This is a genomic window from Nostoc sp. C96 (genome assembly GCF_059384975.1).
Genome location: NZ_CM182020.1, coordinates 5,704,115 through 5,730,703, shown reverse-complemented (window position 1 = coordinate 5,730,703; position 26,589 = coordinate 5,704,115). Strand labels below are relative to the sequence as shown.

The following is a 26,589-nucleotide window of genomic DNA, read 5'->3' as shown; positions in this document are numbered from 1 at the left end:
GAAACTAATAAATCTAAGCTGCTAACTGCTCTGTAAACCCTAACAGTTCATCCACCTCATCCTCAGAAAACAACCTATCCACCGCATTCTTCCCAAACCTTGCTAATGCACCCTCATATAAATCAGCCACCTCTAACCTGCGCTTCTGCAAAAATACACTTTGCACTGCCCGCAAAAAATTAATCTGAGTTGCATTATACTGATGTTGAGCAATATATTCCTCAAACTGACGCTTCACCACCTCCTCATAATCAGGAATCGCATCCAGTTCTAGAAGATATCGCAGAAACGCCAACAAACTCCCTACCTTCAACCCGTAAGCCTTGCGAATATTTGACTCCGAAAGCTGCGTATTACCACCCCCCAAACCTTGCCGCAAAGTTCGTTCTAACTCTACTAATTGCCAATCTGTCACTACTTCCCCTTGGCGAATTGCTGCAACTGTGGGGTGATTTTCCACGATTTCTGTAATCTTGCCTTCCACACGTTTTTTGTACTCTTCCACATACACCTGTTCAGCACCCTCACCCAGAGTAATGAAGCCACGGGTTTCCACAAAATCAGGCAAGTCTAACTCTAAAAACACACTGGGGCGTTGTCGTCGATTCTTCATCTGATTGGCTAAAGCAGCAATCACCTGATTTAATTCAGCCACAGTTGCATTTTTCAACCGAGACGACAAACACAACTTTACTGCGCCTTGCTTTTGGGTGTCCTGATGCACAAAGTCTGGTAAGCGGCTTACATCATCAGCAACAGATTGTAATGTATCAGGCTTTGCCGCCTCAGTCTTAATTTCCAATTTCAATCGCTCAACTTTGCTAGTAAAGGTAGCTTCGGCTACATCTACTCCTGGAACAAAGCGCAGCAGTGGGGCAATTTTTAGTCGCAGAAATTTCAATTTATTTTGAGTAATGTAAGCCCAAAATGAATCCGTCCAAGCTTCCTCGATTTCATTTAGCTGCTTCTTGACAGTAAAAGCATCCATAGGAATTTCGGCAATTTGTTGGCGCAAACTGGCAATTACCGCTTGACACTCTGGCGACTCCTGCTCACTCAAATACAACTCCAGCAAATCCAAGCGTGTGTTAAAAATTCGCTGAAGTACAGGAATAGTTTGCGCCACTGCTGCTTGTGGCTGCGCCTCAAATTCGTTTTCCCAAAAATCAATAATCAAAAACTCTTGCTTGGTACGATTTGGCAATAACTCCAAACGTCTACAAGCCTCTTGGTTGCGGGTTCCCCGCCCAATCATCTGCCAGAGTTTTATTTGCGAGTGTACTGGCTTCATAAATACCAGATTCATGATCTCTGGTACGTCTACCCCGGTGTCCAGCATATCAACGGAAATCGCAATCCGAGGCATATCCTCATTTTTGAATTTGCCTGTCAACTTTCCCTTGTATTCGGTTTCATGAGTAATCACCCGCACCAAATCCGAATACTGGGGATACATTTCCTCAAATACTTGACAAAGCCGTAGAGCATGAGGCTGAGTCAGAGCAAATACAATTGTTTTCGCTGGTAGTTGTCCAGACTCGTCTTTATGGCATTTATCTAATATTTCTTCCCATTGCTTTCGCAAAGTGTCTCTATTACTGACAGTTTTCTCTAACTCTGTCCCGGAATAATCCAGTTCATCCGGGTCAAGACCTTGTTCTATCAAAGCATTGCGGTCTTCCTCACTGAGATTTGCTCCTTGAATTCCCTGGCGTTGAAATCTCGTCTGTGCGCGATAAAGGCTAAAGTTGACTAAATATTTTTCATTAACTGCTGTGGTGAAATCGTAGAGAAAGGTAGGGGTTCCATCAAAGCAGTGAAAGGTGTTAAAAGTATTACGGTCAACAAAAGTTGCTGGAGTAGCTGTTAGCCCAATCATTCGGCCATCAAAGTACTCCATCACCTCCTGAAAGCGGTTAAAAATTGACCGATGTGCCTCATCAAAAATAATCAGGTCAAAAAATGCCGGGGTGAATTGTTGATAGCAACGCGCCAAAGTTTGCAGAGTGACTGTATACAGGCGTTTTGTCTTGTCGATATTGTGGGTAAAAATGCGATCGCATGGTTCATTAGGGATATGCGGCTTAAAACCATCCGTCAAAGCTTGATCTACCAAATTATCGCGATCGGCTACAAACAAGACTTTACGGGTTTGGTTTGCCCTCAGAAACAAGTCAATAATCGCCATTGTCGTGCGCGTCTTCCCCGTACCCGTCGCCATAATCAACAAAGCACGACGCTTCCCTTGATCAAACGCCTCACAAACCCGCCGAATCGCCTCTTGCTGATACGCCCTCCCCGCAATTTGGCTATTAATCGGTACTTCAATCAGGGGTATTTTATTTTGGCGGAGGTAAAGCAAATTTTCTAAATCTGCTGGTGAGAAAAATCCGGCAACTTGCCGTTTGGCAAAGTTACCCACATCCCAGAAATAGACTTCTACACCATTTGTTAGGAAAGCAAAAGGACGAAAACTTTGATGTTTTTCAATTTCCGTAACGTAATGTTCTACCTGTGCTTGTGCTATCAGGGGATCACGGCTTTGTTTTTTCGCTTCGACAACAGCGATAACTTCCCCATTAGGCTGATATAAGCAGTAGTCTGTTACTCCATTCCAAGGTGCTGCATCGTAGCCATCTACCGGAATCTCAATTTTCACCTGATCGGGATTTGTGAGGTTCCATCCTGCTTTTTCTAACGCCGGATCAACTAACTTCTCTCTGGTATTGGCTTCACTTAAAGACATTACAGCATCCTAGAACAGTGACTTAGCAAGAAGAGTCAGAGTTTTGTCTCCTATTAGTGTTCCCTCAAAACCCTGTGTAAATCACATCTAAGTATATCAACAAGTTCAGGGTTTTCTTGTAAATGTAAGTGCTGTTCGGCATTGAGTTGAGCGGGGTTGATGTAAGCGAGAGTTTGCCAGCGATGACACTGCGATCGCTAACTACTTTGGTTAGACTGGCAATACAGTTTAGGTTATTGTTCGCAATGTTCTCACTGGTTAAGAGGATCTTCTAATACTCCAGTAGTTACTTAGAAAAGATGGATAGCCGAAAGTTTCTATCCTATACCAGCATTAACCGCTTCTGCTCCATTCTCAAAAATCCTCTGCTTTCCTGCTTTCTATGCTTGTTTGGACTCACGGCAAGCTTATACTTCCAATTTGTACTAGCGGCAAAGTTATGGTTCCAAACTGTCAATTTCATCCAAAATTAGCTGACGCAAGAATGAGCCTTCTAGCGTTGTTGACGGCAAAGTTATGCTTCCAGTAGCGGCAAAGTTATGGGTAAAGTCACAGCTTTTGTGATTTTACCCATAACTTTGCCGCAATGGCAAGCTGATGCTTCCAAAATAAAATGCGGTAAGTGGTGGTTCCAGCTTTTGAAATTCCGTAAAAAGCCTAGGCGATCACATTTAGCAATTCGTAATTAAAAAACTTAGATGCAGCAGGACTTTTGTGATTTATATCTGTTACCTGATTTTGGTGAATTGGTATAGACCAAATATCAATACTGATTTAACGATCACCTGCTTTGAGAATTGTTTTATTCTTCTTCCCCAAGCTCACCAAAAGCGTCATCAAATTTGTTGATGATGTCGAGTAATTTTGATACAACTCGCGCAAAGATTTTTTTACGATCTAATAATTTGGGTTTTTCGTTACAAGCACTCAGTAAAGTTTCTCTCAATGGCTCTTTCCCTGTAAATTTATAGATCCCAAATGGGTTCTATCAAATACTACCTATTGCCGAATGATGTCTGTTGGGGTTTCTGGTTCAAGGGTTAAACCGCGATAGACTTGTTCAATGGGGAAATTGAGGTTAATGCTTTTGAGTTCGATTGTGTCGCCTGCTTTGTAGTTGATAATCAACCAATCGCCTGCGTTGTTTTTGTGATATAGATCGATTTCGATGCTAGTAGAACTGACTAGTAGGTAATCTATTAAGGCTGGGTTTTGGCGATACATTCGGAATTTGCTACCTCTGTCGTAGGCTTCGGTACTGGTGGAGAGGACTTCGACGATTAAGCAGGGGTAGGTAATATATTGGGTTGTAGTTTTATCGCGATTCGGCAAAGCCGACGCTTCGCGAACGTCGCAGGTGACGCTGGCATCTGGGTAGGTGTAGTTATTTGTACCAACAATATTAATTCTCAGGTCTGAAGTCGCGGTGTCGCAGCCACTCCCTTCTAAATGATTGGTACACAAAGTGATAAATCTAGCGGCAAGTAAACTATGGTTTTTACTACCGCCACTCATGGCGTAAACTTGACCGTTGATCAGTTCGTGTTTTTCTAGTTGCTGTTCTTCCCAAGTGAAATATTCTTCAGGGGTTAGGGTGGGGAAATTTTCTTTGGCTGCGATCATGGTTCGTTACGTCCTGAGTTTGTAGTTGCTTGGGATCAGTTTGGTTCTAGATTGTTGGTTTGATTTTAACAAGCTACACAATCTACACCTGTCAGGAACCACAGGTGGGGTCGTACACCGACTTACTTATAAGCTGTTAAGCATTGAGTTTGCACATTGAGGCCGCAAGGGAGAGGTTTTGCGGCTTTTATTACCATGAAAATGATGCAATTTAAATGACTATTAGCTTACTCAGCACTTAGCACTCAGTTTCGTTATCCTATAAGTCAGATTGTAATTTTTTTATGCAACCTCGACAAAGCATTATTGAAATTTTTTCAACTTTCGTGCAGTTTGATGCCGATCACTTCAGTCGTTGGGCGACGGAATCGCGCTTGCGTCGCAGCATCCAAGGTTGTCTTCAGCAAATACCCAAAGAAAATTCGGAATATTTTTGGGTACTGTATTGGTATAAATTTTGCCAATATTCAGCCACCGCATCCTTAGCGAAACAGCATCTCACGGCGTATTTACAAGAACCTTGTTATTGGACATCGCAAAAAACTTGTGCGGGTTTTGCTAGTAGCCAATTTAAATTATCTGATTGTTTTCAAATTGCGATCGCTCAAGTTGAACGTGTTCTCAAAGGTTTCAATCCTTCCCAAAGTAGTACTTTAAAAAACTACGCTAGTCTGATTTTTAGTACCGCTATTCGCGAAACTTTGCGTCAGCGTCAAGAAGTGGATATCTGTAGTGATTGGGGTTTGTTACGTAAAACTAGTCAAAAGCGATTAGAAGAATCTTTGCAAAATGCTGGTTTATCCCCTGAGACAGTCCGCGCTTACATTTTGGCTGGGAATGCTTTCAAAACTTTGTATGTTCCTACCAAAGCGAGTAACTCTCGGCAATTATCTCGCCCTGATGATACCACTTGGGCAGCGATCGCTAAATTCTACAATTCCCAAAGTAGCCAACCAGCTAATCCCGAAACTCTGGAAAAGTGGCTACTCAGTGCGGCGAAAGCTGTCCGCAAGTATCTTTATCCCACGCCAGATTCTCTGAATGTCTCTAAAGGTGGTGATGATGGATTTGAGTTGCTGGATAATTTACCAGGGACGCAAGAATCTTTAATTAACGAAATTGTCGCCCAAGAAGAAGCACAAGCGAGAATTCAACAGCAAGGTGAGATTAATCAGATATTAACAACTGCGATCGCCCAACTAGAAGCGCAACTTCAAGAAATATTGCAACTATACTATGCACAGCAACTTAATCAAGATGCGATCGCTAAACAACTAGATATGAAACAATATACTGTTTCGCGGCGACTAACCAAAGCTAAGGAGGTTTTGTTGCGGTCTTTGGCTAACTGGTGCAAAGATAGTCTGCATATTTCTGTGACATCAGACTTACTAAAAAGTATGAGTGCTGTGATGGAAGAATGGCTACAAAATTACTACAGTGCATCTTCTCACTAACTTATACCCAAATTCATTTTGTAGCCTGTGCGGGGAAGAGATTGTTTCCCTGGTAGCGCCAAAACTAGCCAAACCATTCCCCGGAGACACCGCCATGACTTTTACTTTAACCAATTCCACAGACTTAATTTTAGAGATTCCCGAATTCAGCCAACGCAGTCAAGCTTTTTCTCATCCTAGTGCTGATTATCAAGCCTATTTAAATGAACTTTGCCTGAATGCTGTCTTACCTTGGTTACAGGAGGACTTTACACCACAGGCAAAGGTTTGGCCAAATACCACTGCATTATCCAGTTTTTGGGAACTGGTGAATGGAACTGCTATTACAGTAGATGCAATGAGATTTATCTTAGTTCCCAGTGAAAGTATCGATTTGAGTGAGTTGCGCGTACCACAAGAATGGGTAGATTTACCCAGTTGGTTGGGTGATTATTATTTAGCTGTGCAAGTAGAAGCAGATGCAGGCTATGTCAGAGTTTGGGGTTATTGCACTCATACCCAACTCCAGCATAAAAGAAATTATGATCCAGGCGATCGCACCTACTCTTTAGATGCGACAGAAATAATTACTGATATTAGTGTCTTAGCGGTGGCGCGAGAATTTTGTCCAGCAGAACCTACACGCAGCACTGTTACAGCAATTCCCACCCTACCACAAGCCCAAGCGCACAACTTAATTGACCGCCTCGCTAACGCCGAAGTCATCACCCCGCGGTTAGCAATTCCTTTTCAACTCTGGGGTGGGTTAATTGAACATAGCGGTTGGCGACAAAATCTTTATGAAAAACGCATCGGATTACCAGAACAGCGTTCAGTTTTACAATGGTTGCAAAGTGGCGTATCGCAACTTGCAGAAACTATTGGTTGGGAACGCTGGAATTTAGAATTGAGTGCAGCGTCGCGGAGTGTAGGCGATAGACAAACTGAGGTGAATATATCACGTCGGCTGGCGATCGCTGGACAATTCTACGAACTGACAATTACACCCCAAGGCGAACCAGACTCACCCTACTGGCGGTTTGAATTGCGTAACGCCATAGTTGGCGCAGCCATTCCCGGCGGTTTTAAACTCCGACTCCTCACAGAAGACTTACAACCTTTCGCCAACAACGAAGATATCGCCACAACTGCTGTTGAACAACTCTATGTAGAAGTCGCCTTAGAACCAGGTGAAGGTATCGTTTGGGAAGTAGAACCTTTACCCGAAAATTATGAGCGAGAAATACTCAAATTTTAAACTTTTGTCCTGCTAGTTTAAAGGTAGTGTGGTAGATATCAATTTTATTTATCCACAGCCTTAATTAACAAGCCATGAGAAAACAAGTCCAAAAACAAATGCGTACATGGGCGATGTTATGTCATATTTCGGCTTTAGTAGCATGGCTATTGTTATTTGGATTAGTCTTTCTGGGTATTCCTTTGTATTTACCGCTGAATATTTTATTACCCTTAGTAATTTGGCGGCTAAAAAAATCTCAATATCCTTGGATTGACTTTCAAGGTAGAGAATCTTTAAACTTTCAAATCTCATTAACTTTGTATACTTTAATTGTAATTATTTTTTCTTTGTTACTCGTCCTGGGTAGCTGTGGTATTGCCATCACAACCAATGGTGCAGTTAACGAAATTAAATCTGTTTTAGATGGGTTACTTTTGGTCTGGACATTTTTAGTTTTTGGGTTACTTTTCTTACAATCTTTTCTCGTCACTTTTGCTGCTATCAAAGCTTATCATGGAGAACATTATCGTTATCCTTTGACAATGCGAATTTTGCGCTGAGAGTTAGTTGATAGGACTGGACTTACACAGTAAATCTAAAATCCAAAATCTAAAATTGATTGACTACTTATTTTATTTGCTTTATCGGAATTTCAATCAAAAATTCTGTCCCTTCTCCTGGGGATGAAATACAGTTGATTTTGCCTTGATGCTTATCTACTATAATTTGATAACTAATAGATAACCCTAGACCTGTACCTTTGCCTACAGGTTTAGTAGTAAAAAATGGGTCAAATAATTTATTTTTAAATTTCTCACTTATACCTAAACCGTTATCTTTAATGCTAATTATTAAATATTCTGCATTTTTCACTTGAGTCTGAATTCTAATGCAACTAGGATTTCGTTCTTTTGCTTGTTTTAAATCTTCTAATTCCTTCTCGCGTAAAGCATCGATAGCATTACTAATAATATTCATAAATACCTGATTTAATCCTCCTGCATAACATTCAACAAGAGGTGAATTATTACAATAGTCTTTAACGATTTTGATTTCCTTCTGTTCCTGCTTACCTTTTAGCTGATGTTGCAAAATTAGCAAAGTACTGTCAATTCCTTCATGAATATCAACAGCTTTCATCTCAGCTTCATCAAGACGGGAAAAGTTACGCAAAATAATTATAATCTCACGGATACGATCAGCACCGAGTGTCATTGAAGATACGATTTTAGGCAGATCATCAAGAATGAATTCTAAATCTATTTCCTTAATTACAGTAGTTATTTTTGAGTTATTATTAGAATACTCTTGTTGATATAATTTAATTAAATCTACTAATTTCTGAGTATACTCCTTTGCATATATTAAATTGCCAGAAATAAAATTAACAGGATTATTAATTTCATGAGCAACACCAGCTACTAGCTGACCAAGTGAAGACATTTTTTCAGTTTGAATCAATTGTACCTGAGTATTTTTTAGTTCTTGTAATGTCTGTTCTAATTGAATATTTTGCTGATTTAATGTTTCTGTTCTTGCTGCAACTTTTGTTTCTAAAATCCAATTAGTTTCTTCTAAAGCAACTTGAGCATTTTTTTTCACTTTTAAGTATTCTCGCAATAAATTCAGTACCAAAAGCCATGCCGGAATCAGCAACAATAAACTTATAATAGAAGCTAAAATTGCCCAAAATATTTTTTGGCGATATTTGGCAACTTGTTGTTGTAACTCAAGTGATATATTCTGCTTTCTTTTGATCACGCCATCAGCATAAATCTGTTTTTGCGTCTCATATTCACGACTAGACAATAGTTGTTGTGCTGCTTGTTGTTTATTCTCTTTGACTAAATCAAAAGATTGATATTCCATTTTAACTAACTGCTGATTAGCAATATCAATTTTTTCAGCATCCTTGCTGTTATATGCTTGAGGTGCTAGTTTAATCGATTCTTGAATAGCATTATCAAGTTTTACTTCAAATTGACGATAGCGTTTTTCCCACATCAAGTTACCTGTAGCAGCATTCATCCGTGCTGACATGGTTAATACTTCATCTAGATAAATAATTTCATCGCTCAATTTCTGTAATCTAAATTCATTTTGAGTCAGATTATTGAAATTATAATACGCTTGCCAATTAAGCCAAATTTGAGGAATAAATAAGAGTAATGTTAATAGTACTGTGATAGCTACTAGTTGCGAAGGCGTAACTCTTAGTTTTTGAGGTGTATACATTAGTTTACCTACAATATTTTAACCTAGAATTTTCTTAGTATTTAATTACTTAAAACTAGTAATATTATTACTATCTAATAGTTTAACTATATCAATATTTATTATCCAGAAGTTTTAAAAATTTTTCTAATTTTTATATATAAAAATAGAAATCTTACTTTTTATAAAGTTTCAGCAATATTACCAACATTAGAAAATCAACTACTATCTAAAAACAGACTTTAATTTATGAAAAGCTAATATATCCCTATTTATATTCCCCTGATAAATATTTTATTACCTTTGTTTATTTGAAAAAGGTAAAAAAGCCGATATTCTTGGGTAGACACTTAAGGCAAAGAATTATTGAATTTTCAAACATCTCTGACTCTATATATAGTTATTTACATAATTATTATTTTACTAATAGCTCTCAGTTATGGAATTAATTTCAGCCAAATTCCAGCAGTCAGGACTATAGCCAGATGGAAATTTAGTAGATAATAGATCTATTGTTAAATTTAATTTCTCTGGGCAAAATTAACCATGAATCAGAATGTAGTTGGTGTGGCTGTAGTCGGTACTGGATTTGGTCAAAAAGTGCATATTCCTGGGTTTACTGCCCACCCCAGAACTGAGGTAGTTGCTGTTTATCATCGGGATATTCATCAAGCTCAAGCCATTGCCAATGCTCATAATATTCCTCATGCTTGTAATAGTGTTGCAGATATTGTCAAACTCCCAAAAGTACAAGCAGTTAGTATATCAACACCACCATTTCTACACTATGAAATGGCAAAAGCTGTACTACAAGCAGGCAAACATTTATTATTAGAAAAACCGACAACTTTAAATGCAGGCGAAGCCAAAGAGTTATATAATTTAGCAACAGAAAATAAGGTAACGGCGGTTGTTGATTTTGAATTTCGCTTTGTCCCAGGATGGCAATTCTTTGCAGAATTATTAGCATCAGGTTATGTCGGCAACAAACGCTTAATTAAAATTGATTGGTTTGCTTCTTCTCGCGCTGATACTTCCCGCCCTTGGAATTGGTATTCTTCTCAAGAAAAAGGCGGTGGTGCATTAGGTTCGTTGGGTTCCCACGCCTTTGATTATATTTATTGGTTATTTGGGTCAGTCCGCCGATTAAGCGCTTATTTAAGTACAGCTATCCCCAATCGGATTGACCCTAGCAGTGGTCAACTCAAGCCAGTGGAGACTGATGACAACTGTTTGCTATCCCTGGAATTAGCTGATGGAACACCTTGTCAACTGAATATTAGTGCGGTGGTTCATGCACCGAGAACCCATTGGGTTGAAGTGTATGGCGATCGCGGTACTTTAGTATTAGGCAGCGAAAATCAAAAAGACTACATCCACGGTTTTCGCGTTTGGGGTTCTCAAGTAGGACAACCTTTAGCAGAAATTGAAATCCCACAGCAGTTAATGTTTACCCAAAACTTCACTGATGGCCGCATTTCTGCATTCATCAGGGTAGTAGACCAATGGTTGCAAGGAATTGACCAACAGCAGTCCATAGTTCCATCCTTACGAGAAGGTGTTTATTCGCAATTGTTGATGGATTTATCTCATCAATCTCATCAAACAAGCAGTTGGGTTGATGTTCCTAGTTTGGATACTTATTTGGAAAATTAAGACTAGGGAAGTAAGCTGTTAAGCATTTAATTTGCACATTGAGGCCGCAGGGGGGCAGGGAGCAGGGGAGAGGGTTTGCAGCTTTTATTACCATGAACATGGTGCAACTTAAATGACGATTAGCTTAACACTTTTAGGTAGATCGCACCTACGCCCACACTATGCTAATTTTCAGACAAAGCTATTAGCATAGTGTTATGCTGCTGCAAATTGCTAAGTCTATTTTCCGTCGTCGGCTAACAAGTGCGATCGCTCTCCCCAGCGTTCTGTTATTGTCATTTTCTGGGGTTTCCTTGTGGCAAGTCAACCGCCTACTCTCAGCGCTGCAATGGGTAGATCATACAGATCAGGTCATTGCTCAGGCTTACCGCACCCATAAACTACTATTAGATGAGCAGACAGGCTCTCGCGGTTATATCCTCACAGGAAAGCCAGAATTTCTCGAACCTTATCAAGAAGCCAGGCCTATCACTGGCGCTGCTTTTCTGGAATTAAAACATTTAGTTGTAGATAATCCTCTCCAAGTTCAACGTGTGCAGCGACTAGAGGCGCAGTATCAAGAATGGAATCGTCTCATCTCGCAAGCAGTAAAACGTCGTCAGCAAGGAAATGTTGAACCTTTAATAGCTTTTGAGGTGCGTCAGCAGCAGATGGATGCAATGCGCCAGCAAATCGCGGCTTTTATTGCAACAGAAGAACAATTACGTAACAAACGCAGCCGGACTGCTCGTCATACAGCGCAACAAGTCAGTGCAACTAGCATTATTTTGGCATTGTTAATTGGGCTAATTCTTGCTTATTACATCCGACAACAAATTTTCAAGGTATCGCAAACTTATGAACAGGCCTTGAAAACTGCGATTGAGCAAACTAAAAATGCTCAACTTTCGGCTCAACGCTTGGCTGATTTGCATCAAATTGACCGCGCCATTTTATCGGCTCAACCCGATGTGACCATTATTAGGGATGGTTTGTCAAGGTTGCGTCAACTGATAAATTGCCAACAAGCATTTTCTATTTTGTTTAATTTTGAGGACAATACAGCCGAGGTGCTGGCAGCTAATGGTGATGGCGAATTAGAACTAGTTGAAGGTAGTATATGGCCAATTACCGATTTTACGCCTGTAGAAGTTCTTCAGACTACCCACATTTTTTCAGTACAGAACCAGCATCCACCAATTGTCAAACAATTACTGGCTACTGGGTTAAATAGTTGCTTAATTATCCCCATGCAGGTGGAAGATAGTGTGATTGGTGAAATCATTTTAGCTAAAGCTGACGCAACAACCTTTAGTAGTGAAATTGTCGAAATTGCCAGTGAAGTTTCCGCACAGTTAGCGATCGCCATTCAACAATCTCAACTCCGCCAACAACTCCAAAATTATGCCACAGAATTAGAGCAGCGAGTATCACAACGTACTGCCCAACTCCAAGAAGTTAATCAGGATTTAGAAGCTTTTAACTACTCCGTTTCTCACGATTTACGCGCTCCTCTACGGACTATGCAAGGTTTTGCTCAAGCTTTGCTAGAAGATTACAGCAATCAACTAGATTCTTTGGGTCAAAGCTATCTCAACTATATTGCTGAGGGAGCGCTACAAATGGATACCTTAATTACTGACTTGCTCAGTTACAGTCGTTTAGGTCGTATCCAAATTCCCATTCAACCTGTCGACTTAAATACTGTGGTTAGAGAAGCGCTGAAACAATTAGACGCGCAAATCAAGGAACACCAAGCTCAAATTATCATTGACCATTCTTTACCACAGGTCATGGCACATCGCTCTACCCTTGTGCAAGTCCTAACCAATTTATTGAACAACGCCATCAAGTTTGTCAAACCTGATGATTTACCTATCGTGCATATCTGCTTTGAGGAATATATTCAGGAAAATACTACTTGGATCAAATTGTCTGTTGTTGATCATGGCATTGGGATTGCACCAGAACATCAAGAGCGAATTTTTCGAGTGTTTGAACGACTCCACGGTGTAGAAATCTATCCCGGTACAGGTATTGGATTGGCGATCGTGCGGAAAGCCTTAGAACGCATGAGTGGCTTGTGTGGAGTTCAATCCCAACTGGGTACAGGTAGCCGCTTCTGGATTGCTCTACCGAAAGCTGATAATACCGTTTCACTTTAAGTTTGATACAAATAGACCGCAGGGGAGCAGAGGAGCAGGGAGCAGGGAGCAGGGGGAAAGAATGAAAAACCCATAAATCTGTATCATTTTTTCGTGAAATGGTATGACAAGCTCCCAGATCTACCTGTAGAGTCAATCTAAAATCCAAAATTGTTTGACCGCCAACACACCAAAGATAGTTAATGACTATCTCAGTAGAGGATTTTTTTGATGTAACTTCGATAACCCCTGCGGTAGAAGACAAAAACTCAAAAATTGCTCAGGATGATAATAGGTAGTTTTTGGATGTTCTATCAACACACACAGCAGTTGATGAAGTTAAGGAGGAGTTATATGAGAAATCAACTAACAGTAAAGTTTAAATTAATACAGATAAATGACTTTAGGGTTAATTTGTCAAAAGCTACAACATCCCCATGAATACTTTATTTGTAGGGGAAACAATCTTATTAGTAGAAGACAATCCCCATGATATTTTGCTGATGCAAAGAGCATTTCGCAAAGCTGGCATTACTAACCCACTACAAGTAGTCAACAATGGCGATGCAGCTGTATTTTACCTTGCGGGAGAAGCAGCTTATTGCGATCGCAGTCTTTATCCATTACCTGCCTTAATTATGCTTGATTTAAAACTGCCGCGTCGTTCTGGCGCTGAGGTTTTGATGTGGTTAAGGCAACAACCAGGTCTCAAACGTTTGCCAGTTGTCGTTTTGACTGCTTCTCAAGAATATACAGATGTGAATCATCTGTATGATTTAGGTGCAAATGCTTACATGGTTAAACCTGTGGCTTTTGATGATTTAGTTGAAATTGTCAGGATTATTAACCAACATTGGATGGTTTTTAACCAAAAACCAGAACTTGGTACTTCTTAAATAAATTAATTATTAAGTTCGATGTTACGCATTCTCCTAATTGATGATAATCCCCACGATCGCTTGCTGGCAATTCATGCCTTAGAGCGAGAGTTTGTTAACTTGAAAATCCAGCAAATTGCTCGTCCGCAAGAGCTTGAGCAAGCATTGTCAGTGGGAGACTTTGACTTAGTAATTACTGACTACGAATTGCGCTGGAGTAACGGTATAGAAGTACTTCGCAATATTAAAAGTCGCTATCCCGAAATCCCTGTGGTGATGTTTACTAACAGTGGCTCACAAGAAATTGCTGTGGAGGCGATGAAATCTGGTTTAGATGATTATGTCATCAAGTCTCCAAGTCATTATATGCGTTTACCTGTGGCGGTGCGTTTGGCACTCAAGCAAGCCGCAACACAAAATCAAATCACAGGGTTAGAAACGCGGTTTCAAACTTTACTTAATCAACTGAAAGTGGGAGTTTATCGCATTACTGCCGATGGTATTGTCTTAGATGCTAACACTGCATTTTTACAACTGTTGGGTCTAGATTCTTTAACAGAAATTCCCCTAAATCAAACCTGGGAGTCTTATTTTGCATCAGAAGATGATGCGCGACTTTGGCAACAACTACGAACAGATGCAGGAATGCGGGAGCGTGAATTACTCTTGCATCGCCTTGATGGTAGGGAAATTTGGGTACGGATTAGTCAAACTTTTACGAATAACGGCGATACAACAATTATTGATGGTATTATTGAAGACATTACTGAGCGCAAATATGCCGAAAAAGCACTCCAGGAAAGTGAAGCCAGATTCAGATGGATATTTGAATCAAATGTCATTGGGATTTGTTTTTGGGATAGTGACGGCAATATTACAGCCGCTAATGATGCTTATTTACAGCTAGTAGGTTACACACGCGCAGACATGAAAACAAGAGGTTTGCGTTGGACAGATATCTCCGAGTCTGAATACAACGAGCAAGATTTACGGATTATTGAAGAATTGAAACAGTGTGGGATTTCAACTCCTGTAGAAAAGTATTACATTCACAAAGCAGGTTATCGTGTTCCTATTCTCATCGGTTGTGCTTTTCGAGAAGGTTCTCAAACTGATGGTTTTACCTTTGTCGTTGACTTAACAGAACGTAAGCAAGCAGAACAAGAGCGAGAACAACTTTTGCAACGAGAACAGACAGCACGCCAAACAGCCGAAGCGGCGAACCGCATCAAAGATGAATTTCTCGCTATTTTATCTCATGAGTTGCGATCGCCACTGAATCCGATTTTAGGTTGGTCTAAGTTACTCACCACCCACAAATTAAGCGAAGCCAAAATATCGGAAGCTTTGGCAACTATTGAGCGCAATGCTAAGTTACAAGCACAACTGATAGAAGACTTATTAGATATATCCCAAATTCTCCGGGGTAAACTCAGCCTCAATATTGCCTCTGTAAATTTGCAATCGGTCATTTCGGCGGCGTTGGAAACTGTACAGTTAGCAGCCCAAGCTAAAGCAATTGAAATTCAAACTACCTTATCACCAGATGTTGGTGCGGTTTTGGGAGATCCTGTGCGTTTGCAACAAGTAGTGTGGAATTTGCTGTCTAATGCCGTGAAGTTTACCTCTTCTGGTGGTCGTGTAGAAGTCCGCCTAGAGGAAGTTGGCAGACAAGCGCAAATTCAAGTTATCGATACAGGACAAGGAATTAGCCCAGAATTTTTACCCTTTGTATTTGAATATTTCCGCCAAGCCGATAGTCAAACTACCAGACGATTTGGTGGTTTGGGATTGGGGCTGGCAATTGTCAAACATCTGGTAGAGTTACATGGTGGTGCAGTTTGGGCAGCCAGTCCAGGCGAAGGGCAAGGAGCTATTTTTACTGTGAGGATACCGTTAATTAAAAGTCAGACTCAACTATCTCAAAGTACTGAACAGTCTGATATTTACCAAGAGTTAACAGGTATTCGCATCTTAGTTGTAGATGATGAAGTAGATTCGCGGGAAGTGGTGGCTTTTATGCTCAAAGAATGTGGTGCAGAAGTCATCGCTGTCCCATCGGCGGCGGAAGCACTCTCAGCTTTTACCCAATTACAACCAGATGTCCTCGTCTTTGATATTGGAATGCCTGATGTTGATGGTTATATGCTCATACGGCAAATTAGAAGTCTGCCACCAGAAAAAGGCGGGCAAATTCCGGCGATCGCTCTCACAGCTTATGCAGGAGAATTAAACAAGCAACAAGCTCTATTAGCTGGTTTTCAACTGCACTCATCCAAGCCGATTGAACCAACTGAGTTAGTGAAGCTGATTACTCAACTTGTTAAATAATCTCTAATTCAACAAGCTTACTGAGCGTAGTCGAAGTACGCCTCCTTACCTAATGTTTAGCGTGTATGAAATTCTACGGCTGTTTGTAAAATTTTAATGTCATAATTGCCGAAGAAATCGTGACCAAGTAAGCCAATACCCGCTTTAGATGCGATCGCTACTTCTACATTATTGGCGACAATGCCACCCGCAGCCATAGACTTTATTTTGCCTGTAGGAAATTGTACTTGGTTACCATCGGCCGTTTGAGCATTCAGCGTACCTGTAGGTTTGATTTGCAATGAATTCGCCATTGCTTGAGTAATCAAAGTTCCATTCGCACCTGTATCGACAACCATCTCAAAGGTTTTTTGGTTATTAAAGGTGACATCAATTACTGGAGTTCTCCCAAAGTGGCGTTTAATCGGTACGCGAAAAACTCTGCCTTCAGAAGTTGTCTTAGCTCTATTTGTCTCCTTGCAAAGCTTTGTTAACTCTACAGTCATCCCGGAAGAAGTCACCATAAAACACGCGCTCGTATCTTCAGCTATTACTCGGTGTGCGAATGCTAAAAATATCAGCGCTGGCATTACTGCAATCAACGCTAAGTTAATATGAGTAATTCCCCGCTGCCACGCACAGTTCATTTAATGCCGTTCTCCGATTTTTTATAAATACGAAAAATAAATTTTTTATGAAAAAATTAATATTAATTTAATTGTTTCCTTGATTCCACTTAATTTATGAATTTTTTTCGCCAAACAAGTTGTTTTTCAGGATTTATTCATCTGGAAAACACGAAATTTGCACCTCATAAATCTATATTATCTAGATTAAGGAAATGCTAATTTAAAGATTAAGTAAAGAGTCGATGAAACTACTGAGGCTAGATTGAAAGCGAGTGAAAATAATTCATTAAGGCATGGATGGCAGTAGCGATCGCATTTTTCACAGCAACTTCTTTCTGTTCTAAAACTACCTTCTCATCCACAGTACGTTGCGCCACCACACCGCAAACAGCCGCCGCCGCAAATTTATACACTCCTGCCATTTTGAACAGTGTGCCGCATTCCATTTCATAGTTCAAAATATTCAACCGCCGATATTCTTCCGTGATACCACGGAGCGATCGCATTAAATCTGGATTTGCCGAATCAGTGCGTTCCTGTCCTTCATAAAAAGTATCTACAGAAGCGGTAATACCTAAATAATGCTCAAATTTCAATTCTTGTGCAGCCTGGACTAAAGCTACAGTCAAAAACGGATCAGCCGCCGCCGGATATTCTATAGGTGCAATGTCATTAGCTGCACCTTGACGACACAAAGCGGCACTACTAATTACAATACTACCGACAGGTATGTGCGGTTGAATTGAGCCACAAGTCCCGATACGAATAATTTGCCGGATACCAACTTGTACCAATTCATTCACCACAATACTTACAGAAGGCGCACCCATCCCACTAGTTGCAGATAAGATGGGGTGATTATTGGGTAAGTATCCGAGATAACTATCAAGTCCGCGATTTTGCGACAACAAACGCACATCTTGTAAATAATTTTGGGCAATGAAATGAGCGCGATCGCGATCGCCTGATAATAAAGCAATCGTAGGAGGCGATGCACCTAAATCGTTTTGCCCAAAACCAATGTGATAAAAGCGTTTATTTGTCATACTAATTTCAAAAGTAAGTTATTACAATCATTTGGACTTAGGCGATGGGCATTGATGAAATTCTGAAAGCTTACCGAGAGGAAATTCTGCAAATTGCCGCTAAGTATGGAGCATATAATGTGCGGGTGTTTGGTTCAGTTGCTAGGGGGGAGGCCAAAGCAGATAGTGATGTAGATTTTTTAGTAGAACTAGAACCCCAACGAACCTTATTAGACCAAATTGCTTTGATGCAATCTCTTGAAGAATTACTAGGGCGTAAAGTAGATGTAACTGAAACTGAAACTCTACATGAATTGATTAAAGATAAAGTGTTGCGAGAAGCTGTGGTTTTATGAGAGATGACAAGCTTTACTTGAGCAATATCTTTGAATGTATCCAGCGCATAGAATCTTATACCCAGGATGGGAAAGAGACATTTTTGCAAACCACGATCATTCAAGATGCGGTAATTAGAAATTTTGAAATAATTGGGGAAGCAACCAAGCGGTTATCTCCCGAAATCAGAGCAGCTTATCCTGATGTACCTTGGCAGCAAGTAGCTGGTTTTAGAGATGTATTGATTCATGATTATTTAAAAGTCAACTTAAACCGCGTGTGGGGAGTGATTGAACAAAATTTACCCCAACTTAAAATAACTGTTGAGGCGATTTTACAGGAATTAAGAGAGTTGTAATTACGGGCGAGAAACAGAAAATCTCTTTTTGACCATGATACTGGCTAACGTGATGCTTCTTTTATGCGATCGCGTGAGTTGAGCGCACTTAAAAATTTTAGTTAACTATATTGTGTAAAATACATTTCTCATTTTATCCTGAATATTACTGTTAAAACATCAAAAATTTGTCATTAATTGCCAATTTGATGTGGAAAACACGTAAAAAATCTAGCAATTAACTGTTTACTGAACAAAAAGATACCCGACTTCTCAAAGAAGTCGGGTATCTGAACCTCTCGACAATTAAGAATTTATTCAGGGTATGGAAGAGAAAACTATCAAGATGACTCAAAGTTATTACTTATCAAAACTCAAGTTGATTTTAGCTTTGAGTAGCGCCATAATTACCACCTCTGCAAACAATGTTCTAGCGCAAAACATCACCATAGATGGTACTCTCAGCCCTGTACAAACCCTAAATGGCCCAACATATACAATTCCGCAGTCAGTTGGGCAAACAGTAGGTAGCAATTTATTCCACAGCTTTGGTCAGTTCAGCTTAATTGAAAGAGAGAGCGCGACTTTTCAAAGCAATGCCAACATTAGAAACATCTTTTCGCGTGTTACAGGTGGCTCTCCTTCTAACATTAATGGTCTCATTTTTACCCAAAGTGGGAATGTCAATTTATATTTAATCAATCCCAGTGGAATTGTGTTTGGCCCCAACGCCCGTTTAGATATAGGTAGTAGCACTAGAGGCTCATTTATTGTCACCACAGCCGATGCTTTAGTGTGGTCTAATGGCAGTCAATTCAGCGCGACAAATCCTGGTGGGACAACTAGTTTGTTAACCATTGTCGGCGACCCCAGTGGATTTTCATTTAACCACAGACCACCACAACCTATCAGGGTGTCTGGTAGTTCACTAGGAGTATTTGAAGGTCAAAGCTTACTCTTATTGGGAGGTGATGTCAGCCTGGACAATAGCTTCTTATTTGTCAATTTTACAGAAGGTGGCAGAATTGAACTCGGAGCAGTGGCAGACCCAGGAACAGTAGGCTTAACTACTAACGGCAATATTTTGAGTTTGAATTTTCCTGAGAATTTAGCAAGGGCAGATGTGTCACTTATCAATAGAAGTATTTTAGATGTTACTGCTGAAAATGGAGGTAGTATTGCTATCAATGCTCGGAATATAGATTTTCTATCCAGTAGTGTAGTATTTGCTGGAATTGCTTTAGGATTAGGAAATTTTAACAGCCAAGCAGGAGATATAACTATTAATGCTACAGATGCAATTACAATACATCAATCAAGTCGCATTCAAAATACTTTAGCTCCTTATGCGACAGGTAATGCAGGTAACATTAACATCACTACAAATGTACTTAGTCTCTCCAATGGTGCTAGATTACTTGCATTAAGCCGTGGTCAAGGAAATGCAGGCAGTGTAATTATTGCTGCTAACAATGTCTCATTTAACGATGGAGATGTCTTTAGTATTGTCGAACCAGGAGCCGTAGGTAACAGTGGCAATATACGCATTAACACAAATTTATTTACGCTAACCAATGGCGCTCAGATTGCTGCTTCAACCCGTGGGCAGGGAAATGCAGGTAGTTTGATTATAAATGCTCAAAAAGTATTGTTTGATGGTAAGAGTAGTAGCAACTTTGCCACCGCCGCTCTTAGCACAGTAGAGCCGGGAGCCGTAGGTAACAGTGGCAATATCCATATCAACACAAACTCACTTACCATTACCAACGGTGCTTATATCAGTGCATCAACTTTTGGACAGGGGAAGGCAGGCAATTTAATTATTAATGCTCGTGAAGTCTTATTCGATAGAGGTTTTGCTTTCAGTACTGTGGGGCAGGGTGCGTTACAAGATGGCGGTAGTATCCGCATCAATACAGACTTACTTACTCTCAAAAATAACGCTCAACTCCAAGCTTCAACGTTTGGGCAAGGAAATGCAGGTAGTGTGATTATTGATGCTCGTGAAGTCGTTTTAGGTGATACAAGACGTAATAGCAACTTTCCTAGTGTTGTTGCCAGCACAGTAGAACAAGGCGCAGTAGGAAACGGCGGTAGCATCCGCATCTCTACTGATTTACTCACGCTCAACAATGGCAGTCAGCTGCTTACCTTAACCCGTGGGCAAGGAAATGCAGGCAATGTAATCATTGCTGCTAATAATGTCTCATTTGATAATGGAAATGTATTCAGCACAGTAGAACAAGGCGCAGTAGGAAATGGCGGCAGTGTCCATATCACTACAAATTTACTTACACTAACCAATGGCGCTCAAATTGCTGCTTCAACTCGTGGGCAAGGAAATGCAAGCAACATTCACATTACCGCTTCTGAGGCTGTTAATATTTCTGGAACTATTTCTGTAACTGGATTTTCTAGTGGGTTATTTACCTCAACATTCAGCACAGGCAAAGGTGGTGATATCACTGTCAATACTAATTTATTCCGCCTCTCAGATAGTGCTGTGGTAAATGCACAAACAGCAAATAATGATAATGCTGGCAATATTACAGTGAATGCAAATACTGTTGAAGTTCTCAATGGAGGTCAACTGCTGAGTACTACATCTGGTAGGGGAAGCGCAGGTACAATCACAGTCAATGCTACAGAAAGAGCCATTATTGGTGGTAGTGATACAACCTTTAATGACCGAGTTGCACGATTTGGTAGCAATGTTGCCAATGTTGATGCTGCTAGTGGTTTGTTTGTCCGGTCTGATGGTTTAGGCAGTGCAGGGGATATTGAAGTTAACTCGCCTTTTGTACTGTTAGATAATGGTGGCAGATTCATTGCTGAATCTAGATCTGTGAATGGTGGTAATATTTCCGTGAACGCGGGAGACGCACTATTACTACGTCGTGGTAGTCAAATTTCTACGACTGCTGGTACAGCACAAGCTGGCGGTAATGGAGGCAATATAAACATTAATGCAGGTTTTGTCATTGCTTTGCCACAAGAGAACAGCAATATTACAGCCAATGCTTTTTCAGGCACAGGTGGGCAAGTCCAGATTAATACTCAAGGTATTTTTGGTATTGAACCTCGCTTGAATGAAAGCATTAATAGCAGTGATATTACTGCCAGTGCTACAACGGGAATCAATGGCGAAATTATTATCAATACTCCCAATGTTGACCCAACTCAGGGTTTAACTAACTTACCAGGAGATATAGTCAACACAGCTAGTTTGGTTGATTCTGGCTGTACTGCTTTTGGTGATAAAACAGGCTCTCAATTTACTGTGACTGGCCGTGGTGGTTTACCTGCAAGTCCTGACGACGTTCTAAATGGTGATGCAGTGTGGTCTGATACACGCTTAATTGTGGCAGCAAAACCACAAAATGGTTCAACAAGTCGTGTGACTACACCACAAAAGTCTTCTAATGCTATTTCTATTGTCCCTGCTACTGGTTGGGTGTTCAATAAAAAAGGAGAAGTGACGCTGGTTAGTCAAGTTGCTAAAGCAGATGTTTACAACGTTGGTTATAATCATGTTGCTTGTGTTAAACCTTAGTCTTGATGATGTTGGGTTTCGTTTCTCCACCCAACGACTAAAAGTCGCGGCTATATGAACAAAGTCTGCCTCCGCAGACTTCACAACCAATCAACACAAAAAACCCCCGAATTTATTCAGGGGCTAAAAGTTACAAAAATTACTAACTCAATGCAATTACCTGTGATCAAACTCTGAGAGTTACACCCAGACTATTTGGGAGTGTCAATCAATTACGATGATTGTTACTGTAGCGAACCCTTGTACCTGCCCAGAGTAACTTCTCGCGCAGTGTTTGATAATAGGAATTGTTTTCGCGTAAAACAATAAACTTAGCTCGACAGTCAGCCATCCGCACATCAACGCGATGTCCCGGCCAAATTGAAGTAGATAATACACCATCCATCCACAGTTTGGTACTCAAATCGTAATCGCCCAAAGGCCAAATACTCACCACAACCCCAGGCGGTAAAACCAAAGGACGGCTAGAAAGGCTCATGGGACAAATGGGAGTAATGGTGACGGCTTCCATACCATCGTGCATGATGGGGCCACTTGCCGAAACTGTGTAACCAGTGGAACCTGTAGGAGTAGAAATAATCAACCCATCTCCCACATATTGATCGACTACTTCACCATCAATTTCCATTTCTAGAATAGAGGTGATCATGCGATCGGCAGAAGCGGGTTTAACACAAAATTCATTTAATGAAAGGTAACGTTCGGTTACTGGTTCTAAATTTGTGCGATGACCTTCATACACTGCTGCTTGTAGCATCATCCGCCGTTGGATAGCATAGCGATCCTCAAACAGCCGATCCCAAACCTTTTCCGTATCTTGAAATTCATCTACAGACTCGGTTAAAAAGCCCAGATGACCGCCCACATTCACACCAAGAATAGGGATACCAGCTGGGGCTAAATGTCTGGCACTGGTTAAAACAGTACCATCACCACCGAGTACCAAAGCCATATCAATTGGTTGACCAGAAGATGCCAAAAATACCGGGTAAGGGTTATCTTTTGGCCCGCTAGGCCCCATCAGTACATGGCAATCGCGATTTTCTAGTTGCTTGGCACAAATTTCTGCCCAGCGTTTACTTTGAGAATCTCGCGCCTTATAAGCAATGATTACCTGCTTGAGTTGCACGCAAAATTACCACTTCAGGAGATTAAACTGCTCCATATCGACGGTATCGCGGTTGCGATAAATGGCCAAAACGATCGCCAAACCTACCGCCGCTTCAGCAGCAGCCACAGTAATGACAAATACGGTAAACACTTGGCCTTTAATTAATGTTGAGTCAAGAAAGTTGGAAAATGCCATTAAATTCAAATTAACAGCATTTAGTAGTAACTCAATTGACATCAGCACTCGTACAGCATTACGACTGGTAATTAAACCATAAATGCCGATACAAAACAAAGCGGCTGCCAGTAATAAAAAGTACTGAAGTTGCATGAATCTTAGTATTCCTTCTCTAATATGCTGAACAAAGCAAAAGGTAAAAGGCAAAAGTAAAAAGTGAGGCAGTGCGGTGGACGGCTTCCCCGGCAAGCAACTGGCGAACTCGCAAGAGTAAAAAAGCAAAATCAAGAAAAAGAAAATGGTTTATTCGCACGAGTTTATCGCAGTCTCACCCATATCTTTTTACTTTTCACTTTTTACTTTTTACTTTCTAGTCTTGGGTTTCTCGACCTGCTGACACCAATTCTCTGGGACGTTCTGGCAAAGTTAGAACAGTTGTAGGTGAAACTTGATCGGGCAGATACTCACGACGTGCCAAAATAATTGCTCCTACCATTGCCATCAGCAACAAAATAGAAGCTAGTTCAAAAGGTAATAGAAAGTCGGTGAAGAAATGCTCACCAATCAAAATTATTGAACTTTCGCCAGCCACAGGAGTAGTTGAGTATGCCCAAGGTGTTGCCAAAACCATTGCGCTCAAAAGTCCAAACAGCCCAATGCTGACTAAACCTGTGAGTACTTTTCGCACTCCAGCACTAGGAAATGGTGCAAAATCTTGGCGCTTGTTGACCAACATAATGGCAAACAAAATCAACACGTTAACCGCGCCAACATAAATCAGCACTTGAGCTGCGGCTACAAAGTCAGCATTCAGTAGCAAATACATTCCCGCTATGCTGATAAATACGCCTCCCAGCATAAAAGCAGAATAAACAATGCTGGAAGACAACACTACGCTCAGTGCTGCCCCAATCATCATTACAGCTAATATGCCAAACGAAACAATCTGTACACCTTCCGCTAGATTCACTTTTTTTGTCCTCGGTCAATGGTCAATGGTCAATGGCAATGGTCAATGGTCAATGGTCAAGGGTCAAAGTAATACAGACAATTGACTCTGGACTTTTGACTATTGACTAATCTCATTTTTCTACAAGGTCTTCAGGACGTGCGCCAGCACGAGGTGCATCTGCTGGTAAATCGTGGGGTTCAAGTACGCCTTTAGGTAGATAAACTAGTTCGCGTAGCGGTGTCACCATTGGATCATTAGTGACTTTGTAAGGTAGACGACCTAGAGCCACGCTGTCATAATTCAAGTCATGGCGATCGTAGGTGGAAAGTTCGTATTCTTCTGTCATGGATAGACAGTTGGTGGGGCAGTATTCCACGCAGTTACCACAGAAGATACAAACCCCAAAGTCGATACTGTAGTGTTTGAGCTTTTTCTTTTTGCTACCTTTGTCAAATTCCCAATCAACTACAGGTAAGTTAATGGGACATACACGCACACACACTTCGCAGGCGATACATTTATCAAATTCATAGTGAATCCTACCGCGAAACCGTTCTCCAGGAATCAGTTTTTCGTAAGGGTACTGTACGGTAATTGGTCGCCGGCGCATGTGATCGAAGGTGACAGATAGCCCTTCACCGATGTAACGACCGGCTTGTATTGCTTCTTTGCCGTAATCAACAACTTGCTTCAGGAACTTTAGCATTGTGTTTCACTCTCTCTTTCAATTTTGGATTTTGGATTTTGGATTTTAGATTTTAGACTCAATCGAAAATCTAAAATCGTAAATCTAAAATTGGACTATCCACCAAAGGCGACGGGAAAAGCTAATTTCAGGGCGGCGGTTAATAAGAGATTAACCAAACCCACTGGTAACAAAAACTTCCATCCCAAATCTAAGAGTTGGTCAATGCGTACCCGTGGTACTGTCCAGCGCAACAGGATGGCGATAAACACTAGTAAGTAGGCTTTGATTACGGTCATTGTAATTCCCAAACCCGCTGTGACTACTTGTAATACGGGATTAGCTTCACTAATGCCTAGTAAACTAGCGATGGTGTTCAGGGGAATAGGAAAATCCCAACCGCCTAAATATAAAACTGATACCAATAAGGCAGAAAGCACTAAGTTAACGTAAGAACTGAGATAGAACAGAGCAAATTTCATGCCTGAGTACTCAGTTTGATAACCTGCTACTAGTTCTTCTTCCGCTTCGGGTAAGTCGAAGGGTAAGCGTTCGCATTCTGCTAAAGCGGCAATCCAAAAGATGAGAAAGCCGACTGGTTGTCGCCAGATATTCCAACCAAGGATGCCGTAACCAGATTGCTGATTAACGATGTCAATTGTGCTGAGGCTGTTAGACATCATAGCGATCGCCAGTACACTCAAAGCCAGGGGAATTTCATAGCTAATTGACTGCGCTGCTGCCCGTAACCCTCCTAAGAGAGAGTATTTGTTATTGGATGCGTAGCCAGCCATTAACAAGCCTATTGGCTGAATGCTGGACAAGGCAATCCACAAAAAGACCCCCATACTCACGTCTGTAATGACAAGATTCTGTCCAAAAGGCACAATTAAATAAGACAGAAATACTGGCAATACAACAATGATTGGGCCAAGAGTAAACAACCAAGGGTCAGCTTTACCTGGTACAATGTCTTCCTTAAACACCAGCTTTAAACCATCTGCGACCGGAGCCAGTAAGCCAAAAGCCCCAATAAATTCAGGGCCGATCCGCTGTTGTGCTGCTGCTGAAATCTTCCGTTCCAGCCATACACACACCAATACACCTACTGTTGCCCCAATCAGCATCAGGATCATTGGCAGCGGCATCCAAAGTGCTTTGGCCGTGCCTGCTGGTAGTCCTAAATCCATCACGGATTTAATAAACGTTCCTTGAAGGTCAATTCCTGAGTTCATGTTTCCGCTCTTTAAGTCAGTTGAAGTGTGAAGTGTGAAGTGTGAAGTATGAAGTATGAAGTATTTTATACTTCAATCTTTAGCCTTCAGCCTTCAGCCTTTCTGAGATGACTCCTGATTGAAGATTTGTTGCTATATTCCCATGCCTAGTATATCGTTGCATGGTTTTCAGTCCCTGTAGCTATACAAGAACTTCTGCTTATAGGTAGGATTGAGATTCGCTATGGGGTTAGTAATAAGCAAGGGGGCTGGGAGCAGGGGGCAAGAGGGAATTTCACCTTGTTTTCCCAGTCCCCCAGCACAAGCAAGCATCAAAAAACTGC

Annotated in this window: 22 protein-coding genes; 11 read left to right on the top strand and 11 right to left on the bottom strand. The window is 40.9% G+C overall.

All coding sequences use genetic code 11. From position 1 onward, the window contains the following. Positions 1 to 13: 13 nt before the first annotated feature. A complete protein-coding gene (locus AC504W_RS24475) occupies positions 14 to 2,746 on the bottom strand; it encodes a type I restriction endonuclease subunit R (RefSeq protein WP_494874843.1) in 2,733 nt (910 codons plus the stop codon). A gap of 539 nt (positions 2,747 to 3,285) precedes the next feature. Between AC504W_RS24475 and AC504W_RS24470 the strand changes: the two genes are divergently transcribed. Next, positions 3,286 to 3,435: a hypothetical protein gene (locus AC504W_RS24470; protein WP_494879451.1), complete on the top strand. Its 150-nt coding sequence runs from the start codon at positions 3,286 to 3,288 to the stop codon at positions 3,433 to 3,435. 113 nt (positions 3,436 to 3,548) lie between these two features. Here AC504W_RS24470 and AC504W_RS24465 read toward each other — a convergent pair whose 3' ends face one another. After that, positions 3,549 to 3,692: a hypothetical protein gene (locus AC504W_RS24465; RefSeq protein ID WP_494874791.1), complete on the bottom strand. Its 144-nt coding sequence runs from the start codon at positions 3,690 to 3,692 to the stop codon at positions 3,549 to 3,551. Positions 3,693 to 3,745: 53 nt separating this feature from the next. Further along, positions 3,746 to 4,369: a Uma2 family endonuclease gene (locus AC504W_RS24460; protein ID WP_494874790.1), complete on the bottom strand. Its 624-nt coding sequence runs from the start codon at positions 4,367 to 4,369 to the stop codon at positions 3,746 to 3,748. A gap of 284 nt (positions 4,370 to 4,653) precedes the next feature. Here AC504W_RS24460 and AC504W_RS24455 point away from each other — a divergent pair, with 284 nt between their 5' ends. From AC504W_RS24455 to AC504W_RS24445, 3 genes are all read left to right on the top strand, one after another. Then, positions 4,654 to 5,826, top strand: a complete 1,173-nt coding sequence (locus tag AC504W_RS24455; RefSeq protein ID WP_494874789.1) for a sigma-70 family RNA polymerase sigma factor — start codon at positions 4,654 to 4,656, stop codon at positions 5,824 to 5,826. 94 nt (positions 5,827 to 5,920) lie between these two features. Then, positions 5,921 to 7,063, top strand: a complete 1,143-nt coding sequence (locus AC504W_RS24450) for a DUF1822 family protein (protein ID WP_494874788.1) — start codon at positions 5,921 to 5,923, stop codon at positions 7,061 to 7,063. Positions 7,064 to 7,137: 74 nt separating this feature from the next. Continuing rightward, positions 7,138 to 7,605, top strand: a complete 468-nt coding sequence (locus AC504W_RS24445) for a DUF4870 domain-containing protein (protein ID WP_494874787.1) — start codon at positions 7,138 to 7,140, stop codon at positions 7,603 to 7,605. A 67-nt stretch (positions 7,606 to 7,672) separates the two neighbouring features. Here AC504W_RS24445 and AC504W_RS24440 read toward each other — a convergent pair whose 3' ends face one another. Then, positions 7,673 to 9,280, bottom strand: coding sequence for a sensor histidine kinase (locus AC504W_RS24440; RefSeq protein WP_494874786.1), 1,608 nt, complete (start codon positions 9,278 to 9,280; stop codon positions 7,673 to 7,675). A gap of 525 nt (positions 9,281 to 9,805) precedes the next feature. Between AC504W_RS24440 and AC504W_RS24435 the strand changes: the two genes are divergently transcribed. From AC504W_RS24435 to AC504W_RS24420, 4 genes are all read left to right on the top strand, one after another. Further along, positions 9,806 to 10,915 (top strand): Gfo/Idh/MocA family protein, encoded by a 1,110-nt coding sequence (locus AC504W_RS24435; RefSeq protein WP_494874785.1) that lies wholly within the window; start codon positions 9,806 to 9,808, stop codon positions 10,913 to 10,915. Between the two features lie 197 nt (positions 10,916 to 11,112). Then, entirely contained in the window at positions 11,113 to 13,059 is a 1,947-nt protein-coding gene (locus AC504W_RS24430; RefSeq protein ID WP_494874784.1) for a CHASE3 domain-containing protein, read from the top strand. Positions 13,060 to 13,475: 416 nt separating this feature from the next. After that, positions 13,476 to 13,934 (top strand): response regulator, encoded by a 459-nt coding sequence (locus AC504W_RS24425; RefSeq protein ID WP_494874783.1) that lies wholly within the window; start codon positions 13,476 to 13,478, stop codon positions 13,932 to 13,934. A 21-nt stretch (positions 13,935 to 13,955) separates the two neighbouring features. Beyond that, positions 13,956 to 16,247: a PAS domain-containing hybrid sensor histidine kinase/response regulator gene (locus AC504W_RS24420; RefSeq protein ID WP_494874782.1), complete on the top strand. Its 2,292-nt coding sequence runs from the start codon at positions 13,956 to 13,958 to the stop codon at positions 16,245 to 16,247. Between the two features lie 56 nt (positions 16,248 to 16,303). Here AC504W_RS24420 and AC504W_RS24415 read toward each other — a convergent pair whose 3' ends face one another. After that, positions 16,304 to 16,873, bottom strand: a complete 570-nt coding sequence (locus tag AC504W_RS24415; RefSeq protein WP_494874781.1) for a retropepsin-like aspartic protease family protein — start codon at positions 16,871 to 16,873, stop codon at positions 16,304 to 16,306. Between the two features lie 239 nt (positions 16,874 to 17,112). After that, positions 17,113 to 17,901, bottom strand: coding sequence for a nucleoside phosphorylase (locus AC504W_RS24410; protein WP_494874780.1), 789 nt, complete (start codon positions 17,899 to 17,901; stop codon positions 17,113 to 17,115). Positions 17,902 to 17,945: 44 nt separating this feature from the next. Here AC504W_RS24410 and AC504W_RS24405 point away from each other — a divergent pair, with 44 nt between their 5' ends. The 3 genes from AC504W_RS24405 (at position 17,946) to AC504W_RS24395 (ending at position 22,106) form a co-directional block, all read left to right on the top strand. After that, entirely contained in the window at positions 17,946 to 18,236 is a 291-nt protein-coding gene (locus AC504W_RS24405; RefSeq protein WP_494874779.1) for a nucleotidyltransferase family protein, read from the top strand. Next, a complete protein-coding gene (locus tag AC504W_RS24400; RefSeq protein WP_494874778.1) occupies positions 18,233 to 18,574 on the top strand; it encodes a HepT-like ribonuclease domain-containing protein in 342 nt (113 codons plus the stop codon). Before AC504W_RS24405 ends, AC504W_RS24400 begins: the two co-directional genes overlap by 4 nt. A 325-nt stretch (positions 18,575 to 18,899) precedes the next feature. Beyond that, the gene (locus AC504W_RS24395; protein ID WP_494874777.1) at positions 18,900 to 22,106 is read left to right on the top strand and encodes a two-partner secretion domain-containing protein; all 3,207 of its coding nucleotides are present in this window, start codon (positions 18,900 to 18,902) and stop codon (positions 22,104 to 22,106) included. Positions 22,107 to 22,314: 208 nt separating this feature from the next. On the opposite strand, the gene AC504W_RS24390 is transcribed toward AC504W_RS24395, so the two are convergent. The 5 genes from AC504W_RS24390 to nuoH form a co-directional block, all read right to left on the bottom strand. Next, positions 22,315 to 23,235: an NAD(+) kinase gene (locus AC504W_RS24390; RefSeq protein WP_096580773.1), complete on the bottom strand. Its 921-nt coding sequence runs from the start codon at positions 23,233 to 23,235 to the stop codon at positions 22,315 to 22,317. Positions 23,236 to 23,241: 6 nt separating this feature from the next. Further along, positions 23,242 to 23,547: an NADH-quinone oxidoreductase subunit NuoK gene (nuoK, locus tag AC504W_RS24385; protein WP_006199065.1), complete on the bottom strand. Its 306-nt coding sequence runs from the start codon at positions 23,545 to 23,547 to the stop codon at positions 23,242 to 23,244. A 217-nt stretch (positions 23,548 to 23,764) separates the two neighbouring features. Beyond that, positions 23,765 to 24,364 carry an NADH-quinone oxidoreductase subunit J gene (locus AC504W_RS24380; RefSeq protein ID WP_494874776.1) on the bottom strand — a complete coding sequence of 200 codons (600 nt, stop codon included), beginning with the start codon at positions 24,362 to 24,364 and terminating at the stop codon, positions 23,765 to 23,767. 112 nt (positions 24,365 to 24,476) lie between these two features. Beyond that, positions 24,477 to 25,052 (bottom strand): NAD(P)H-quinone oxidoreductase subunit I, encoded by a 576-nt coding sequence (gene ndhI / locus AC504W_RS24375; protein ID WP_494874775.1) that lies wholly within the window; start codon positions 25,050 to 25,052, stop codon positions 24,477 to 24,479. A gap of 95 nt (positions 25,053 to 25,147) precedes the next feature. Then, a complete protein-coding gene (gene nuoH, locus AC504W_RS24370; protein ID WP_096580766.1) occupies positions 25,148 to 26,266 on the bottom strand; it encodes an NADH-quinone oxidoreductase subunit NuoH in 1,119 nt (372 codons plus the stop codon). Between the last annotated feature and the right edge of the window lie 323 nt (positions 26,267 to 26,589).

What these genes read in the sequence shown, in the direction of transcription:
- AC504W_RS24475 (WP_494874843.1), bottom strand. Translation starts at nt 2,746, where the DNA reads ATGTCTTTAAGTGAAGCCAATACCAGAGAGAAGTTAGTTGATCCGGCG.
- AC504W_RS24470 (WP_494879451.1), top strand. Translation starts at nt 3,286, where the DNA reads ATGGGTAAAGTCACAGCTTTTGTGATTTTACCCATAACTTTGCCGCAA.
- AC504W_RS24460 (WP_494874790.1), bottom strand. Translation starts at nt 4,369, where the DNA reads ATGATCGCAGCCAAAGAAAATTTCCCCACCCTAACCCCTGAAGAATAT.
- AC504W_RS24455 (WP_494874789.1), top strand. Translation starts at nt 4,654, where the DNA reads ATGCAACCTCGACAAAGCATTATTGAAATTTTTTCAACTTTCGTGCAG.
- AC504W_RS24450 (WP_494874788.1), top strand. Translation starts at nt 5,921, where the DNA reads ATGACTTTTACTTTAACCAATTCCACAGACTTAATTTTAGAGATTCCC.
- AC504W_RS24445 (WP_494874787.1), top strand. Translation starts at nt 7,138, where the DNA reads ATGAGAAAACAAGTCCAAAAACAAATGCGTACATGGGCGATGTTATGT.
- AC504W_RS24440 (WP_494874786.1), bottom strand. Translation starts at nt 9,280, where the DNA reads ATGTATACACCTCAAAAACTAAGAGTTACGCCTTCGCAACTAGTAGCT.
- AC504W_RS24435 (WP_494874785.1), top strand. Translation starts at nt 9,806, where the DNA reads ATGAATCAGAATGTAGTTGGTGTGGCTGTAGTCGGTACTGGATTTGGT.
- AC504W_RS24430 (WP_494874784.1), top strand. Translation starts at nt 11,113, where the DNA reads ATGCTGCTGCAAATTGCTAAGTCTATTTTCCGTCGTCGGCTAACAAGT.
- AC504W_RS24425 (WP_494874783.1), top strand. Translation starts at nt 13,476, where the DNA reads ATGAATACTTTATTTGTAGGGGAAACAATCTTATTAGTAGAAGACAAT.
- AC504W_RS24420 (WP_494874782.1), top strand. Translation starts at nt 13,956, where the DNA reads ATGTTACGCATTCTCCTAATTGATGATAATCCCCACGATCGCTTGCTG.
- AC504W_RS24415 (WP_494874781.1), bottom strand. Translation starts at nt 16,873, where the DNA reads ATGAACTGTGCGTGGCAGCGGGGAATTACTCATATTAACTTAGCGTTG.
- AC504W_RS24410 (WP_494874780.1), bottom strand. Translation starts at nt 17,901, where the DNA reads ATGACAAATAAACGCTTTTATCACATTGGTTTTGGGCAAAACGATTTA.
- AC504W_RS24405 (WP_494874779.1), top strand. Translation starts at nt 17,946, where the DNA reads ATGGGCATTGATGAAATTCTGAAAGCTTACCGAGAGGAAATTCTGCAA.
- AC504W_RS24400 (WP_494874778.1), top strand. Translation starts at nt 18,233, where the DNA reads ATGAGAGATGACAAGCTTTACTTGAGCAATATCTTTGAATGTATCCAG.
- AC504W_RS24395 (WP_494874777.1), top strand. Translation starts at nt 18,900, where the DNA reads ATGACTCAAAGTTATTACTTATCAAAACTCAAGTTGATTTTAGCTTTG.
- nuoK (WP_006199065.1), bottom strand. Translation starts at nt 23,547, where the DNA reads ATGCAACTTCAGTACTTTTTATTACTGGCAGCCGCTTTGTTTTGTATC.
- ndhI (WP_494874775.1), bottom strand. Translation starts at nt 25,052, where the DNA reads ATGCTAAAGTTCCTGAAGCAAGTTGTTGATTACGGCAAAGAAGCAATA.
- nuoH (WP_096580766.1), bottom strand. Translation starts at nt 26,266, where the DNA reads ATGAACTCAGGAATTGACCTTCAAGGAACGTTTATTAAATCCGTGATG.